This window comes from Devosia sp. MDV22-iso42, from assembly GCF_058629155.1.
The window spans coordinates 68,956-84,856 of sequence record NZ_JBZVWR010000010.1; the positions used below are offsets into that span (position 1 = coordinate 68,956).

The 15,901-nt window shown below is 63.7% G+C and carries 12 protein-coding genes, 1 pseudogene and 1 riboswitch; of the genes and pseudogenes, 6 read left to right on the top strand and 7 right to left on the bottom strand.

Going from position 1 to position 15,901, the window contains the following annotated elements; genetic code table 11:
• Positions 1–38 precede the first annotated feature (38 nt).
• Positions 39–897, bottom strand: a pseudogene (locus AC4NN3_RS12230) (alpha/beta fold hydrolase).
• 169 nt (positions 898–1,066) lie between these two features.
• The gene (ctrA, locus tag AC4NN3_RS12235; protein ID WP_212656912.1) at positions 1,067–1,774 is read right to left on the bottom strand and encodes a response regulator transcription factor CtrA; all 708 of its coding nucleotides are present in this window, start codon (positions 1,772–1,774) and stop codon (positions 1,067–1,069) included.
• Between the two features lie 422 nt (positions 1,775–2,196).
• Here ctrA and fliI point away from each other — a divergent pair, with 422 nt between their 5' ends.
• Positions 2,197–3,525 carry a flagellar protein export ATPase FliI gene (gene fliI, locus AC4NN3_RS12240; RefSeq protein WP_491927374.1) on the top strand — a complete coding sequence of 443 codons (1,329 nt, stop codon included), beginning with the start codon at positions 2,197–2,199 and terminating at the stop codon, positions 3,523–3,525.
• Between the two features lie 52 nt (positions 3,526–3,577).
• The gene (gene fliJ / locus AC4NN3_RS12245) at positions 3,578–3,991 is read left to right on the top strand and encodes a flagellar export protein FliJ (protein ID WP_491927375.1); all 414 of its coding nucleotides are present in this window, start codon (positions 3,578–3,580) and stop codon (positions 3,989–3,991) included.
• A gap of 65 nt (positions 3,992–4,056) precedes the next feature.
• Here fliJ and AC4NN3_RS12250 read toward each other — a convergent pair whose 3' ends face one another.
• Positions 4,057–4,740, bottom strand: a complete 684-nt coding sequence (locus AC4NN3_RS12250; RefSeq protein WP_491927376.1) for a thiamine diphosphokinase — start codon at positions 4,738–4,740, stop codon at positions 4,057–4,059.
• Between the two features lie 26 nt (positions 4,741–4,766).
• Positions 4,767–4,867: riboswitch (TPP riboswitch) on the top strand.
• Between the two features lie 67 nt (positions 4,868–4,934).
• On the opposite strand from AC4NN3_RS12250, the gene thiB reads away from it, so the two are divergent.
• From thiB to AC4NN3_RS12265, 3 genes are read left to right on the top strand one after another with little or no spacing between them, the layout of a single operon-like run.
• Entirely contained in the window at positions 4,935–5,942 is a 1,008-nt protein-coding gene (gene thiB / locus AC4NN3_RS12255) for a thiamine ABC transporter substrate binding subunit (protein ID WP_491927377.1), read from the top strand.
• Positions 5,943–5,954: 12 nt separating this feature from the next.
• Complete coding sequence (locus AC4NN3_RS12260; RefSeq protein ID WP_491927378.1) at positions 5,955–7,547, top strand: ABC transporter permease family protein; 1,593 nt, start codon at positions 5,955–5,957, stop codon at positions 7,545–7,547.
• On the top strand, positions 7,534–8,172 hold the full coding sequence (locus tag AC4NN3_RS12265) for an ATP-binding cassette domain-containing protein (protein WP_491927379.1): 639 nt from the start codon (positions 7,534–7,536) through the stop codon (positions 8,170–8,172). Before AC4NN3_RS12260 ends, AC4NN3_RS12265 begins: the two co-directional genes overlap by 14 nt.
• A gap of 7 nt (positions 8,173–8,179) precedes the next feature.
• Here the strand turns inward: AC4NN3_RS12265 and AC4NN3_RS12270 are convergent, their stop codons facing one another.
• The gene (locus tag AC4NN3_RS12270) at positions 8,180–10,150 is read right to left on the bottom strand and encodes a hypothetical protein (RefSeq protein ID WP_491927380.1); all 1,971 of its coding nucleotides are present in this window, start codon (positions 10,148–10,150) and stop codon (positions 8,180–8,182) included.
• Positions 10,151–10,198: 48 nt separating this feature from the next.
• On the bottom strand, positions 10,199–11,488 hold the full coding sequence (locus tag AC4NN3_RS12275) for an adenylosuccinate synthase (RefSeq protein ID WP_491927381.1): 1,290 nt from the start codon (positions 11,486–11,488) through the stop codon (positions 10,199–10,201).
• Between the two features lie 157 nt (positions 11,489–11,645).
• Here AC4NN3_RS12275 and AC4NN3_RS12280 point away from each other — a divergent pair, with 157 nt between their 5' ends.
• Positions 11,646–12,590, top strand: a complete 945-nt coding sequence (locus tag AC4NN3_RS12280) for a DMT family transporter (protein ID WP_491927382.1) — start codon at positions 11,646–11,648, stop codon at positions 12,588–12,590.
• Between the two features lie 393 nt (positions 12,591–12,983).
• Here AC4NN3_RS12280 and serA read toward each other — a convergent pair whose 3' ends face one another.
• Both serA and AC4NN3_RS12290 read right to left on the bottom strand, forming a co-directional pair.
• Positions 12,984–14,567, bottom strand: a complete 1,584-nt coding sequence (gene serA, locus AC4NN3_RS12285) for a phosphoglycerate dehydrogenase (protein ID WP_491927383.1) — start codon at positions 14,565–14,567, stop codon at positions 12,984–12,986.
• Positions 14,568–14,660: 93 nt separating this feature from the next.
• Positions 14,661–15,836: a phosphoserine transaminase gene (locus tag AC4NN3_RS12290; RefSeq protein ID WP_491927384.1), complete on the bottom strand. Its 1,176-nt coding sequence runs from the start codon at positions 15,834–15,836 to the stop codon at positions 14,661–14,663.
• Between the last annotated feature and the right edge of the window lie 65 nt (positions 15,837–15,901).

Sequence of the window (15,901 nt, forward strand, 5' to 3'; positions counted from 1 at the left end):
GCAGGCAGAGGCAAGGCACTCCGGCGAGGCGCTGCCGACTATTGATCGAACATTCCCTTGGGGGTTTCTCCTCGCAGGAAGGGCTCGATGACGGCATGCAGCAACTCAGTCTGGCCAATCACCGCTGTGTGCGAGGTGGCCGGCAGTACGGCCAGGCGCGACGCCGGCAGCGGCGCGCCCATGTCACCCATCTCGCCGCCGCCCAGTAGCCGGAACATGGCCACGGCGTGCTCCAGGGTGCCCACGTCGGCATCGCCCGTGATGATGAGGACCGGCGTTTCAAGCGCAGCCACCTCTGCGCCCCATGCCAAGGGCTCGTGCTCCAGCGCGATCAGCTTTTCCACCAAGGCCCGGAAGCCGTCCTTGTTGACCGCAAGCTTGCCATAGTCGTCTTCCATCGGCGTACCGACAAACATTTCGGGGGTCATGGATGGGATCATGGCGGCAAAGGCCGGCTGAAAGCCGGACTCGTCGTAGGACACCGACGCAGCCACCAGCTTGTCGACCTTTTCGGGATGGCGAATGGCCAGTTGCAGGCCCGTGGCCGCACCCATCGAATAGCCGAACACATCAGCCTTATCGAGCCCGACTGCATCCATGAAGACGGCGACGTCGTCCGCCAGATGGGGATAGGTGATGGGCCGATCGATATCGGTCGTACGGCCATGGCCCTGGAACTCGATGGCATAGACCTTGTGCGTCTCCGCCAGCCTGGGAATGATCGCCCCCATGGCTCGGGATGTTCATATAGGCGCCGTGCAGCATGATGAGCGGATCGCCCTCGCCGCTAACCTCGTAATACATCGCCATGCCATTGACGGGTACCGTCTGGCCGGATTGGGCAAAGGCAGCGCTGGTCACCAGAATGGCGCCGGCTAACATGGCACTGCGGATCATGATGCGTCTCCTCAAGGACGGGCCATCAGCGCGACCTGGAGCGCGCTTCTGAGCAGACGACGAGACAGCGGTCCAGACTTCGACAGCGTCGACCGAAATCAGGTCGACAACGAAAAACCCCACGTGACGGGGCACGTGGGGTCAAATTTGTTCGGATGGACGTGCAGAACTAGGCGACGTTCTCGGAATAGTTTTCCGCATCATCGGGCTCGCGCAGCACATAGCCGCGACCCCAGACGGTCTCGATATAGTTCTTGCCGCCGGTCGCAACGGAAAGCTTCTTGCGCAGCTTGCAGATGAAGACGTCGATGATCTTGAGCTCAGGTTCGTCCATGCCGCCATAGAGGTGGTTGAGGAACATTTCCTTGGTGAGCGTGGTTCCCTTGCGGAGGGAAAGCAGCTCGAGCATCTGGTATTCCTTGCCAGTCAGGTGCACGCGCTGGGTCTGCACTTCGACGGTCTTGGTGTCGAGGTTGACCGTCAGTTCGCCAGTGGTGATGACCGACTGGGCATGACCCTTGGAACGGCGAACGATCGCGTGGATGCGGGCCACGAGCTCGTCCTTGTGGAAGGGCTTGGTCATGTAGTCGTCGGCACCAAAGCCGAGACCACGAACCTTGTCCTCGATGCCGGCCAGACCGCTGAGGATCAGGATCGGCGTCTGCACCTTGGCGACACGCAGGGTGCGCAGCACCTCGTAGCCGCTCATGTCGGGCAGATTCAGATCGAGCAGAATGATATCATAATCATATAGTTTGCCGAGATCGACGCCTTCTTCACCCAGATCGGTGGTGTAGACGTTGAAGCTCTCCGACTTGAGCATCAGTTCGATGCTCTGCGCTGTCGCGCTGTCGTCCTCTATAAGGAGTACCCGCATTATATTCCCCTTGTCATTCGTTCCTGCTGGAACCGTGGGACCTGGCCTGCCCACGCCAACCCTACTGGATATGACTGAACCCTAAGTCCAAATAGTTAACAAAGTTTAATTCGGTTCCGCAATACGCAAATGCCATTCCCCGCAATTTAGTCTAACTTATTGAAATTAAAAGACTATTCTTATCAATTTTTCTTAAGAAATTGGTTTAAGAGCGTCGCTCAACCGACTCTTTAGATTCAAGCAATGCCGACTGTGTGGGGGGTTTGGAGGGGGTCACACGCCAATGCGCAGACGGACCGCCCCATCGCCTGAAATAGCGCCTTTTGCTTAACGTTGGGTTACTGTCGATTCGGGAAGGCTCTCGATTCGAGGCCGTCCGGAAACCTTAATGCCTGCAATGCGACACGCAAGTTGAGCCCGCCATGAAAGCATTGATCTCCGCCATTGAGGCCATCGATGACATCGAGGTCTATGGTCGCGTGAAATCGGTCCAGGGCCTGCTGATCGAAATCGTCGGTCCCGTCCGTGAATTGCGGGTCGGCGGGCGCGTCCAGATCGAGACCACTGACGGCGCCCATCTGGCAGCCGAAATCATCGGCTTCAAGGCGGGTCACGCCCTCTGTCTGCCCTTTGGCCAGCTCTCCGGCGTCCGGCTCGGCTGCAAGGCCATCTTCCAGCGCAATGACGGCGCCGCCTTTCCCTCCGAAGCCTGGCTGGGGCGAGTCATCAACGCCAATGGCGAGCCCATCGACGGCAAGGGCCCCCTGCGTCGCGGCGCCATTGCCTATCCGCTGCGGCAGAATCCGCTGCTCGCCCATGACCGGGTCCGCGTCGGCGACCCGCTCGATCTGGGCGTGCGTTGTCTCAATACCTTCACCACGGTGTGCGAGGGCCAGCGCCTGGGCATCTTTGCCGGGTCCGGCGTCGGCAAGTCCGTGCTGATGTCCATGCTGGCGCGCAATACCAATGTGGACGTGGCCATCATTGGCCTGATCGGTGAGCGCGGCCGCGAAGTGCACGAATTCATCCAGGAGTATCTGGGCGAGGAGGGCCTCGCCCATGCCGTGGTGGTGGTCGCCACCTCCGATGAAGCCGCCCTGATGCGGCGGCAGGCGGCCTATATGAGCCTGACCCTGTCGGAATATTTCCGCGACCAGGGCAAGCGCGTCCTCTGCATGATGGATAGCCTCACCCGTTTTGCCATGGCGCAGCGCGAGATCGGCCTGGCCATTGGCGAACCGCCCACGGCCAAGGGCTATCCGCCCACCGTGTTCACCGAATTGCCACGATTGTTGGAAAGGGCCGGTCCGGGCACGCCAACCACCGGTTCTGTTACCGGTCTATTTACCGTTTTAGTTGAAGGTGATGATCACAATGAGCCGATCGCCGATGCCGTTCGCGGCATTCTCGATGGGCACATCGTAATGGAGCGCGGGATCGCCGAACGGGGACGTTACCCGGCGGTCAACGTGCTCCGGTCCATCTCGCGCACCATGCCAGGGTGTGTCCCGGTCGAGTTCAGACCGGTCCTGGCCAAGGCACGCGAACTCATGTCGATCTATGCCGACATGGAGGAACTGATCCGGCTGGGGGCTTACCGGAAAGGGTCAGATCCGAAAGTGGACCGCGCAATCGCTATCTATCCGGCCCTGGAAGCTTTTCTGAGCCAGGACCGGGAAGAGACGACGACAGTTGCCGAAGGCTATTCGATGCTTGAGGCCATTATCGCCGAAGCGGGCGCGGCAGACTGATGGGGCGCTGTATTGGCCCCGGAACTGACTTGGTGTGTAAGGAGTACAAGTCTTGAAATCGCGCAGTGAGAGCCTCATACGGCTCAAGAAGTTTCAGGTGGACGAGAAGCGACGCCAGGTGGCGCAGATTGAAATGATGGTCAATGACTTCGAGCGCATGGCGTCCGAACTCGACCAGCAGATCGATATCGAGCACACCAAGACCGGCATCTCCGACATCGCCCATTTTGCCTATTCCACCTTTGCCAAGGCGGCCTTGGCCCGGCGCGACAATCTGCTCGCTTCCGCCAGCGATATGCGCGGCAAGCTCGAAGCGGCGCAGGATGCGCTGGCCGAAGCCCTCGAAGACCTCAAGAAGGTCGAACTGCTGGATCAGCGTGAGCACCAGCGCGAGGCCGCCGAGCAGCTCAAGATCGAGCAGTCGGAATATGACGAGATCGGCCGTTTGCGGTTCCGCACGCAGTAAGGCCTGATCGAACCAGCATCAAAGGCCCGCTTGCGCGGGCCTTTTTGCGTTGTGCGGCCTTGGCCTCAGGCTGCCACCAGATCCCACAGCCTTTCCTTGCCCAGGATCAAAAGCCAGGGCGTGCCATCCATCGGCACGATCTCGACCCACCCGCCCGTACCTTCATTGGAGGTGCCCAATAGCCCGCCGGGCTCCAGCTGCAATCCATCAAGCGGATAGCGCAAGCCGCGTGAGGTGCGAAAACTGACCGGCACCAGCGGATGGATCGACACCCGTTCCCCCGCGCCCGCGGCAAATCCGATTGGTCCGATCACAGCCAGCGCGACATCGACTTCATCGACCAGCACCAGCCGGCGCTGCGGCGCATATTGCAGCACCGCGCTCAAGGCGGCCAGCGTGTGGTCGAGCCTTTTGCCCGTCATCCCGAGCGCCAGGGTCACCGGCGCCTCGGTCGAATGCAGCGCCTTCTGGAAATCGGTAGTGGTCTGCTCGGGGATGTGGATGACTCGTGTCCGAGCTTCCCACGCAGCCCGATCGCTGAGCGAATCGAGGTCGCCCACGATCAGTTCGGGCACGAGGCCGGCTACGCCAATGGCGTCTCCACCGCCATCCGCCCCGACCAGCGCCACGCCCCGTCCCGCCAGTTCGCGCAGCAGTTCCGGGTCAACGAAACCGCCGCCAACGATGGCCATGGGCCGCTCAAAGCGGATGATCTCGCGGTCCGTGGGGCGCGCGGAAGTCTCTTGCACTGTCACAAAGCTCTCATTAAGTGTGGGGTGTCTCGCTGGGGTGTTCCGGAGTTTTCCGGAGCTGAGAGTTACCCATTGAACCTGAACCAGGTCATGCTGGCGGAGGAAGTTCGAGATGGCAAGGCCGTCTCTCGACGTCCCGCCATTGACACCATCCCCTTCTTCATGACCGCAACCAACGAAGGGAATGACCCATGGTCAAGTCCACCTGTCTCGTTGCTGCGGTCCTATTCGGACTGTTTGCAACCCCCGTTTTGGCGCAGGAAGCGCCCGTCCTCAAGATCTACACCTATGATGGCTTCGCTGCCGAATGGGGCCCCGGCCCGGCCCTGAAGGCGGGCTTCGAGGCCATTTGCGCTGGCTGCTCGGTCGAATGGATCGCTGCCGACAGCTCGATCGGCACGCTGCGCCGCGTCCAGCTCGAAGGCGACAGCACCGAGGCCGACCTCATCGTGGGCCTCGACACCGCCATTGCCGGCGAAGCCCGCGCTACCGGCCTGTTTGCCGATCACGGCCTCGACCTTTCCGGCCTCACCCTGCCAGAACCCTGGACCGACGCGCAGTTCGTGCCCTTCGACTATGCCCACTTTGCCTTTGTCTATGACAGCGACAGCGTCGCCACGCCGCCAAAATCCTTCGAGGAACTGATCGCCCTGCCGGCTGATTTCAAGATCGCCATCCAGGATCCGCGTTCGGCCACCCCCGGCCTGGGCCTGGTGCTGTGGATCCGTGCCGCCTATGGCGACCGCGCTCCCGAAATTTGGGCCGGCCTCAAGCCGCATATCCTGACCATCACCCGCGAGTGGAGCGAGAGTTACAACCTGTTTTTGACGGGCGAAGCCGATATGGCGCTGAGCTACACCACCTCGCCAGCCTACCACATCCTTTCTGAAGACGATGACACCATCCATGCCGCCCTGTTCGACGAAGGCCATCTGGCCCAGACCGAAGTGGCAGGTATCCTCAAATCGTCAAAGCATCAGGAACTGGCCCGCCAGTTCCTGGCCTATCTGAGCTCGGCCGAGGGGCAGAAGATCATTCCGTCCACCAACTGGATGATGCCGGTGACCGATCTCGGTGACGGCCTCGATCCCGTGTTCAAGGCCCTCCCGCAGCCGGCCACGACGCTGACCCTGACCGATGCGGAAATCGACGCCAATGCCAAGGCCTGGATCGACGAAATGCTGACCGCCGTCCAGTAGGTCCGCCCCGCCATGCTGACCCTGCCCGCTCGCCCCGCTCGTATCGCCGTCGCGACGGGCCTGGCGCTGGCCATTGTCGGGCTCATCACCCTGGTTCTCTGGGCAATCCTCGCTGCCGCCACCGGCAGCGAGGGCAGCGCCTCGCGCATCGATATCCTCCACCTGCTGCGCATGACCACACTGCAGGCCGGCCTCACCACCATGCTCTCCCTGACAGTCGGCATGGCACTGGCTTGGGCTCTCAATCGCCTGCGATTTCCGGGGCGCGATCTGCTGGTCGGCCTGTTCGCCTCGGCCATCGTCACCCCCGGCATGGTGGTGGCCTTTGGCCTGCTCGCCATCTGGGGCCGCAATGGCTGGATCAACCAGGCCAGCCAGGCTCTGCTTGGCTTTCCGCTGGGAAATCCGGCCTTCGGCCTCTCCGGCATCCTGCTGGCCCATGTGATTCTCGACGGCGCCTTTGCCGCCCGCATCCTGTTGGCCCGGCTAGACGCCATTCCCGCCAGCCGCCTCAAGACCGGCCAGTCGCTGGGCCTTTCGGCAAGGCAGCGCTTTGCCATACTCGACTGGCCCGCCATGCGCGGCACCATGCCCGGCCTTGCCGCCATCATCTTCCTGCTCGCCTTTACCAGCTTTCCCATCGTGCTACTGCTGGGCGGCGGTCCGGGGAACCAGACGATCGAGGTCGCCATTTATGCCGCCGTGCGCCAGGATTTCGACCTGACCGGCGCGGTTCACCTGGCCCTGACCCAGATTGCCGTCTGCTCGGGCGTCATCCTGATCGCCTCTGCACTGGCACCGATCCCGACCAGCTTCGGCGCCTCCGTGGCGCCAACCTGGCGCGACCGCCCCGTCGCCCGGCTCCTCCAGACGCTGATCCTGCTGACCTGCAGCATCGGCTTCGTGCTGCCGCTGGCCTCCGTTCTGTTCGATGGACTGGGCGCCGGCATGGGGAACCTCATGGCGCGACCTGCCTTCTGGCTGGCTGCGCTCAGCAGCCTCGTCATCGGCACGACCTCGGCCGCTCTGACGCTCGCCCTCGCCCTCGGGCTGGCCCTGGGCCGGGCCGCCACCGCCCACGGCCTCTGGCGCACCCTGCTGGGCATGCCGGTCTTTGCCTATCTGGCCGTGCCGGCAGTCGTACTGTCGCTCGGCTTCTTTCTGCTGGTGCGTAGCCTGGGCGTCTCGCCAACGGCAGCGGCACCCTTTGTGGTCATCCTCGCCAACAGCCTGCTCGCTTTGCCCTTTGCCATGGCTACGCTCGGCCCGCCGCTCGAGGCCATTGCTCGTACCCGCGGCAAGCTGATCCGCTCGCTCGGTCTTTCCGGCTGGCGGCAGTTCATCAGCGTCGAATATCCGCTGCTCGGCCGAGACATCGGCGTCATGTTGGCACTGGCCTTCTGCTTCTCGCTGGGCGACCTCGGCGTCATTGCCCTGTTCGGCACCCAGGATTTCCAGACCCTGCCCCTGATGATGTTCCGCGCCCTGGGCAGCTATCGCAGCAATGACGCTGCCGCCATTGCCGCCATCCTGCTGATCGGCACCATCATCGCCTTTGTCGGCCTGCCAAGACTGTTTTCAAGGATTGCCAATGCTGCTCGCTGACGCGCTCACCTTCGCCCATCCCGGCCAGGCAGCACACTATGTGTTCAGCTTTGCTGCCAATCCGGGCGAGATCACCGCCGTCTCGGGCATCAGCGGCTCGGGCAAATCCACCCTGCTCGATTTGATAGCCGGATTTCTGCAACCACTGTCTGGCAGCCTGACGCTGGACGGCATCGACCTGCTGCCCCTGCCACCTGAGGCGCGGCCGGTTTCCCTGCTGCTGCAGTCGGAAAGCCTGTTCGAGCACTTGCGCACCGACAGCAATGTCCGGCTGGGCTTGCCCGCAAGCACGCCAAGGGCAGAAGCACACGACAGGATTGCCCAAGCGCTGGCCGAAGTGGGGCTGGAGGGCACCGAAGGCCAGATTACCGCCACGCTGTCGGGTGGGCAGAAGCAGCGCGTGGCTCTGGCCCGGACGCTGCTGCGCAATCGGCCAGTGCTCTTGCTCGACGAACCGTTCTCGGCGCTCGATGACGAGACCCGTGGCACCGTGCGCGACCTCGTCCGCACCCTAACCCTGCGCCATGGCTGGCACACCATCCTGGTCAGCCATCACGCCGATGACGTTGCCAGCCTCGCCAACCGGCGCTTCCGCCTGGTCGAGCGGCGACTGGAACCCGCCTAGCGCGCCCTCACTCCGCCCAGGCGGTAAAGACCTTGCCGAACAGGGCCTGCGCGTCATCGTCCTTTTCGAGGGTGATGATGGCATTGCGGCCGGTGCCATAGACCACGGCCAAATCCATCCACTTCCGGTTTTCCAGCAGGTCGGTATTGGTCGTGGCATCGGCTGGCGTGGCACTAAGCGCGAACAGGAACGAATTGCCCACCACGCGCGCCGAAGCGCCCACCAGCGGCGTGCCCGGCACCAGTTCCTGATCCTTGAGCAGCACGCCCGGCAGATTGGCCACGGTGCCACCGATAAAGGTGTCCGAGACTTGGAAGTCGACTTCCATCAGGTGGCTGGCCGGCAGGCTGGGATCGGAATTCTTGCGGATCGTCACATCGACCCCCAGATTGCGCGCCGGAATGCTGGCATGGCCGATCAGGGTCGGCAGGCCCAGTTCGTCCACGCCTTCGCGCCACTCCACCGTGCCCGAGAATGGCACCGCACCGGTGGTGCCGGTGGCGCTGGCCTCGAGCAGCAGCGACTGGCTGCCCGCTAGGACGGCCGGGTCGACCGAGGCGCTTGGATCATTGGCGGCAATGGTGCTGGCGTCCTGCCCCGGCAGGCGTTCCTCGCCCTTGGCGTCGGCACCGGCATCGGCAAGCGGCGGCAGCACGGTCTCGTTGCCGGTCGGCACCACCGGCTGCGGCGTCGGGTCGAGGCGGTCATCGGCCTCGAGCCCCTCGAGCGTATTGGCCGGCTCGGCCACCGGCGCTGTCGCGGTATTGCCAGGCGCGGCAACCGGATCAGCCGCAGTTCCGGGCTGTTGCACGGGATCGAGCGTGGGTGTTCCCGGCACAGCAGAATCGGCCGTTTCGGCCACCACGGGCTGTGCCTGGCCAAACATCTGGTCGAGATCGATATAGCCTTCGCGCCAGGCCCAGAAGCCGGCACCACCGACGCCGGCCAGCAGGATGGCAAACACGACAAGGAATATCGTCAGCCCCGAGCCTGACCGCCCTGCTGTGGGCGAAGAGACAAAGCCGCTGTCATCGCCATCGTCGGCGCTGCCACGCGGCGGCGCAAACATGCGTTCTGCCACCGTCTGGGCGGATTCCGGGCTGTCCGCACTGCTCTCGCCGCGCGCTTCGCGATCGAGCGTCTCGATCGCCCGTTCAATGGCGCCCTCGGCCTCGCTGGCATCCGGCTCGACGGTTTCAAGCTCGACTTCGCGTACGGCCGACAGCGCCGGCTGCACGGCAGTCACGCTGACGGGGGCAGTCTGCTGGCGCACGGCGACCTGTGCCCCGCTCAGCACGGGTTCCTGGCGACCGCCAGGCCGATAGCTCTCGCCGGGCGAATTGGCCGCCACCGGCGGCGTCGGGCGCTTGTCGCTCGTAACCGGCAGGATCAGGGATTCCGGCGGGCGCGTCGTGGGGACCGGCCCCATCGGCGCGGCGCGGACCGGCTCTGACCGCGACGGCAGGACAGCTGATTCGCTGCCCGGTATCGGCTTGTTGACCACCGGGACCTGGATCATCGAGGTGCCACCGGTCGCGGCGGCTTCGGCAATGATCTCCTCGATCGACATGTTGGCGGTCGATTTCGCGGCGTGTTCCGTCGGCGGCAGCGGCGCCTTGGACACCTCGTTGGCGGCTGGCTGGGCTACTGGCTCTGCAACAACCTCCAGAACCTCGGCTGGCTTGCTCTCGGCCGGCTTGACCTCGGCCGGTCGCGGCTCAAAAGCCCGCGTCGCGGGCATTCCCTCGCGTCCCAGCGTGATGACGGCCTCGCTGGCCTCCTGCTCGACCTGGCGAATGCAATCTTCGAGCTGCAGCCTGTGCTGGGTAATGTCGCGCGCCGGCAGCGGTGGAGAAATAGCCCGCAACTGCCCGACAAGGGCCGAACGCGCCTTCTCATAGACCGCGCGGCGGGCGGCCCCGTTATTCTCCGGCAGCGCCGAGATTGCCCGGCGCAACAGCTCTTTGTAGTCCGCCATTGGTTACTTGATACTCACGATGTCTGCGACGTGTTGTAACAAAAAAACTCAGTCTTGGAACGGGTCAACGACAAGGATGGTATCGAGCCGTTCCGGGCTCGTCGACAGCATGGCCACCGGCGCCCCGATCTGCTCCTCGATGAACCGCACATATTTGATCGCCTGGGCCGGCAACTGCGCCCAGCTACGGGCGCCAGCCGTGGTCTCCGACCAGCCTTCCAGCGTCTCGTAGATCGGCTTAACCCGCGCTTGTGCCCCCATTGAGGCAGGCAGATAATCAATCCGTGATCCGTCCAGCTCATAGCCGACGCAGACCTTGATCTCTTTCAGACCATCCAGGATATCGAGCTTGGTCAGCGCGATGCCGGTAATGCCGCTGGTCTTGACGGTCTGGCGCACCAGCACGGCGTCGAACCAGCCGCAGCGCCGCGGCCGCCCGGTATTGACGCCCACTTCGCGCCCGACCACTGCCAGGTGCCGGCCGATCTCGTCGTCCAGCTCGCAGGGGAACGGGCCTTCGCCGACGCGGGTCGTATAGGCCTTGGTGATGCCCAGCACATAGCCGATGGCCGTGGGGCCAAGGCCCGAACCGGCCGCAGCCTGCCCGGCAACGGTGTTGGACGAGGTCACGAAGGGATAGGTGCCGTGATCATTGTCGAGCAGCGCCCCCTGGGCGCCCTCGAACAGGATGCGGGCACCGGCCTTGCGTTTGTCGTCCAGCACCTTCCACACCTGGTCCATGAAGGGCAGGATATCGGCGGCCACCGCCGTCAGCTCGTCAAAGATCTTCTGGGCTTCGATCTCGACCAGCCCCATGCCGCGGCGCAGCGCGTTGTGATGGGTCAGCAGGCGTTCGATCTTGACCATCAGCGTATCGGGTTCGCTCAGATCGACGAGGCGAATGGCGCGGCGGCCCACCTTGTCTTCATAGGCCGGGCCGATACCGCGCTTGGTGGTGCCGATCTTGAGCCCCGAATTGGAATCCTCGCGGATGGCGTCCAGCTCGCGATGCAGCGATAGGATCAGCGGCGCATTGTCGGCAATGCGCAGGATTTCGGGGGTGATGACCACGCCCTGGGCGCGCAGCTTTTCCAGCTCGCCGACGAAATGGTGCGGATCCACCACCACGCCATTGCCGATGACCGAAAGCTTGCCCTGGACGAGACCGGACGGCAGCAGAGCCAGCTTGTAGCTCACCCCGTCGATGACCAGCGTATGGCCGGCATTGTGGCCGCCCTGGTAGCGCACCACCACATCGGCGCGCTCGCTGAGCCAGTCCACGATCTTGCCCTTGCCCTCGTCGCCCCACTGCGAGCCGACGACAACCACATTAGCCATGAAATTCCATCTCCAGGATCGGCGTGACACCAAGGGCCCGACATGCCTGTCGCGCCTCAACAAAATTGGACCACTGTCTTCCCGACCCATGGTGTTGACGTTTCAACGGGGCCGAATAACTGCTAAGTCCGACTGTCCTTACATCACCCGGGTCCCGATGACAAAGCCGCTGGATCACCAAAATCGCGGCATTTCCGCCAAACTGCTCGATCAACCCTATCTCCTGCTGATTCTGGCGCCGCTGTTCTGGGGTGGCAATGTGGTCGCCGCCAAGCTGGTGGTGGGCGAAATCGACCCGTTTCTGCTGCTTTCGGCCCGCTGCGTGGGCGCCACGCTGTTCATCCTGCCGTTTTCCTGGCGCTTCCTGGCGGCCGACTGGCCGGTGATCCGCCGCACCTGGCCGCTGCTGATGGCCTATGGCGCGCTGGGCTATGCGCTCTACAATGTGCTGCTCTATATGGGGCTGACCACCACCACGGCGGTCAATTCCTCGATCGAAACGGGCGCCCTGCCCATGATGATTCTGGCGGCCAATTTCATCGTCTTCCGCGTCCGCGCCACCATTCTGCAGGTGGTCGGCGTGCTGATCGCCATCACGGGCGTCATGCTCACCGCCACCCATGGCGACCTGCGCCGCATCCTCACGCTCGATATCAATATCGGCGACGGTTTCGTCCTGCTCGCCTGCCTGACCTATACCGCCTATACGCTCGCCTTGCGGTTCCGGCCCCAGGTGCACATGATGAGTTTCATGGCCGTCGCCTTTACCGGCGCCGCGATCACCGGCTTGGTCATGCTGCAGCTGTTCGGCCCGGGCATCACCGCCTTTGCCAGCATCCCCGCCATGTCGCCCACGGTCTGGGTCGTGCTGGTCTATGTGATGATCTTCCCTTCCATGTTCAGCCAGATCGCCTATGCCCGGGGGGTCGAACTGGTCGGGCCCAACCGCGCCGCGCCCAGCCACAACCTGATCCCGGTCTTTGGCGCGCTGGGCTCGGTGCTCATTCTGGGCGAGCGGCTCGAACTTTATCATTACCTCGCCGCCGCCATCATCATTGCCGGCATCGCCATGGCCGAATGGGCCGCCCGCCGCCGGCGCTAGCACGCTCCGACCCCACGCACCCGACGTGCCGAAACGCCGCCCGGCTTGCGCTTGCGGTGTCACGGGTAATGGGCGGCCTCTGACTCAAGCCAGTGTACAAACTCGGGGAGCCAGGGGCCGCCCATCACGGTATCGGCTTGCTTAGGGGGTCTGGTATCAGGCGGTACCGATGTTGCAGGTCCGGCTGCCACGCTTCTGCCCACGCAGGAGAGCGCCCTCTCCATCCGATCCTCCCCGCCCGGCCCAGCGTCGGGGCCGCGTGTGTGGCGGGAATGGGAGAAGTATGCGCGGTTTCTGGCCCGGGGATAAAATGGATAAGTTGCATGCCGGTCGCCAGCAAAAAAAGGGCCGGCGCAGCGCGCCGACCCCCCTAATCTTGCAAGGCGCTAATGCCTAGAAGCGCAGCGATTTGGCCTGCTTGACGCCTTCGAGCGCCGCGATCTGGCCCAGTTGCGCCTCGTCGAGGGCCCCGTCGATCGACACCAGCGCAATGGCGTCGGCGCCAGCTTCGGCACGACCGAGGTTGAAGTTGGCGATATTGATGCCGAGCGTCCCCAGCAGGGTGCCGAGGCGGCCGATATGGCCCGGCTTGTCCTCATTGGTGACATAGAGCATAGAGGGCGTCAGCTCGGCTTCCATATTGATGTTCTTGACCTGGATGATGCGCGGCTTGCCGCTGGCAAACACCGTGCCGGCCACCGCCCGCTCCTGCCGTTCGGTCACCACCGTCAGCCGGATATAGTTCTCATAGGCGCCCTGCTGCTCGCGCGTCACCACTTCAACGCCGATACCGCGTTCCTTGGCGATCTGCGGCGCCGACACCATGTTCACGTCCGGCATCATCGGTCGCATCACTCCATAGACGGCCGAGGCCACCATGGGGCGGGTATTCATCGAGGCGACATCGCCCTCAAATTCGATCTTGATGCCCATGATCGCCGTTTCGGTCAGCTGCCCGGCAAACGAGCCCAGCATTTCGGCCAGCTTGATGAACGGCGTCAGGCGTGGGGCTTCCTCGGCCGAGATGGACGGGAAGTTGAGCGCATTGGTGATCTCGCCGGCATTGAGATAGGCCGAAATCTGCTCGGCCACCTGCAGCGCCACATTTTCCTGCGCTTCGCTGGTCGAGGCGCCAAGATGGGGCGTGGCAATGACATTGGCCAACTCGAACAGCGGATTGGCGGTCGCGGGCTCTTCGAGGAACACGTCGAGCGCCGCGCCGGCCACCTGGCCGGACTTGAGCGCATCGTAAAGCGCGGCCTCGTCGATCAGCCCGCCACGGGCGCAGTTGATGATGCGCACGCCCTTCTTGGTCTTGGCCAGCGCTTCGGCATTGATGATATTGCGCGTCGCGTCGATCAGCGGGGTGTGCAGCGTGATGAAATCGGCGCGGGCCAGCAGCTCGTCCAGCGTGACCTTTTCGACGCCGATCTCCAGCGCCCGCTCCGGCGTCAGGAAGGGGTCGAAGGCCACGACCTTCATCTTGAGACCCTGGGCGCGGTCGGCAACGATCGAGCCGATATTGCCCGCCCCGATGAGACCGAGCACCTTGCTGGTAACCTCGACGCCCATGAAGCGGTTCTTTTCCCACTTGCCGGCGCGGGTCGAGGCATCGGCCTCGGGCAGCTGGCGCGCCAGCGCCATCATCATGGCAATGGCATGCTCGGCCGTGGTGATGGAATTGCCGAAGGGCGTATTCATCACGATGACGCCCTTCTTGGTGGCGGCGGGAATGTCGACATTGTCGACGCCGATGCCGGCGCGGCCGATGACCTTGAGATTGGTCGCGGCGGCCAGGATCTTTTCGGTCACCTTGGTGGCCGAACGGATGGCCAGGCCATCATATTGCCCGATGACTTCGAGCAGCTTTTCCTTGTCCTTGCCCAGATCGGGCAGATAGTCGACCTCGACGCCATTGTCCTTGAAGATCTGGACGGCGGCCATGCTGAGCTTGTCGGAAACGAGAACCTTGGGCATTACGCCCTCCTTGATATCGTCACACCGCCAGGCGGTGGATGAATGAATGATGGGGTGCAGGGACGGCGCGTCGCGCGCGCCGTCGGGAGGGGCTCAGGCAGCGGCCTTGTCGAGCGCGGCCTTTTCCTCGGCAAAGGCAAAGTCCAGCCACGGCACGAGCGCGGCAAGGTCCGCCGTCTCCACGGTGCAGCCGGCCCAGATGCGCAGGCCTGAAGGGGCGTCCTTATAGGCGCCGATATCATAGGCGACGGCGGCCTTGTCGAGCCGGGACACCATGGCCTTGGCAAAGGCGGCCTGCGCCGCGTCATCCAGCGCCGCGATGGCCGGATCCACGATCGACAGACACACCGAGGTATTGGAGCGATTGGCCGCGTCCTTGGCCAGGAAATCGACCCAGTCGGTCTTGGCGACCCAGTCGGCCAGCACCTTGAAATTGGCATCGGCCCGGGCCTGCATGCCGCTGAGTCCGCCCAGATCGAGGCCCCACTGCATGGCGTCGATCGCGTCTTCGATGCAGATCATCGAGGGCGTATTGATGGTGGCGGCTTCGAAGACTTCCTCGAGCAGCTTGCCGGCCTTGGTCAGGCGGAAAATCTTGGGCAGGGGCCGGTCGGGCTTGAAGCTTTCGAGCCGTTCGACGGCCCGCGGCGACAGGATCAGCACGCCATGGGCGGCTTCGCCACCCAGCGCCTTCTGCCAGGAGAAGGTGACGACGTCGAGCTTGGCGAAATCGAGCTTTTGCGCAAAGGCGGCCGAGGTGGCGTCGCAAATGGTCAGGCCCTGACGATCAGCCTTGATCCAGTCGGCATCGGGCACGCGCACGCCCGAAGTGGTGCCGTTCCAGGTGAAGACCACGTCGCGGTCGGTATCGACCTGGTTGAGGTCGGGCAGTTCGCCATAGGGCGCCTTGATGATGCGGACATCGTCGAGCTTGAGTTGCTTGGCCACATCGGTGACCCAGCCCTCGCCAAAGCTCTCCCAGGCCAGCATGTCGACGCCGCGCGCGCCCAGCATGGACCACATGGCCATTTCGACGGCGCCGGTATCGGAGGCGGGGACAATGCCGATGCGGTAATCGGCGGGCACTTCGAGCAGTTGCCGCGTCAGGTCGATGGCCTGCTGGATGCGCGCCTTGCCCGGCTTGGAGCGGTGCGAGCGACCAACCAGCGCATTGGCCAGCGCTTCAACCGTCCAGCCAGGACGCTTGGCACAGGGGCCCGAGGAAAAATTTGGATTGGCCGGTTTTACCGCCGGCGCGGTCAGGGGCATTGGAGCCATCTTCAGCGACCCTCCCAGGTCTATGCGTCTCGCGTTAGGGCGAGATGTCCTGAGGC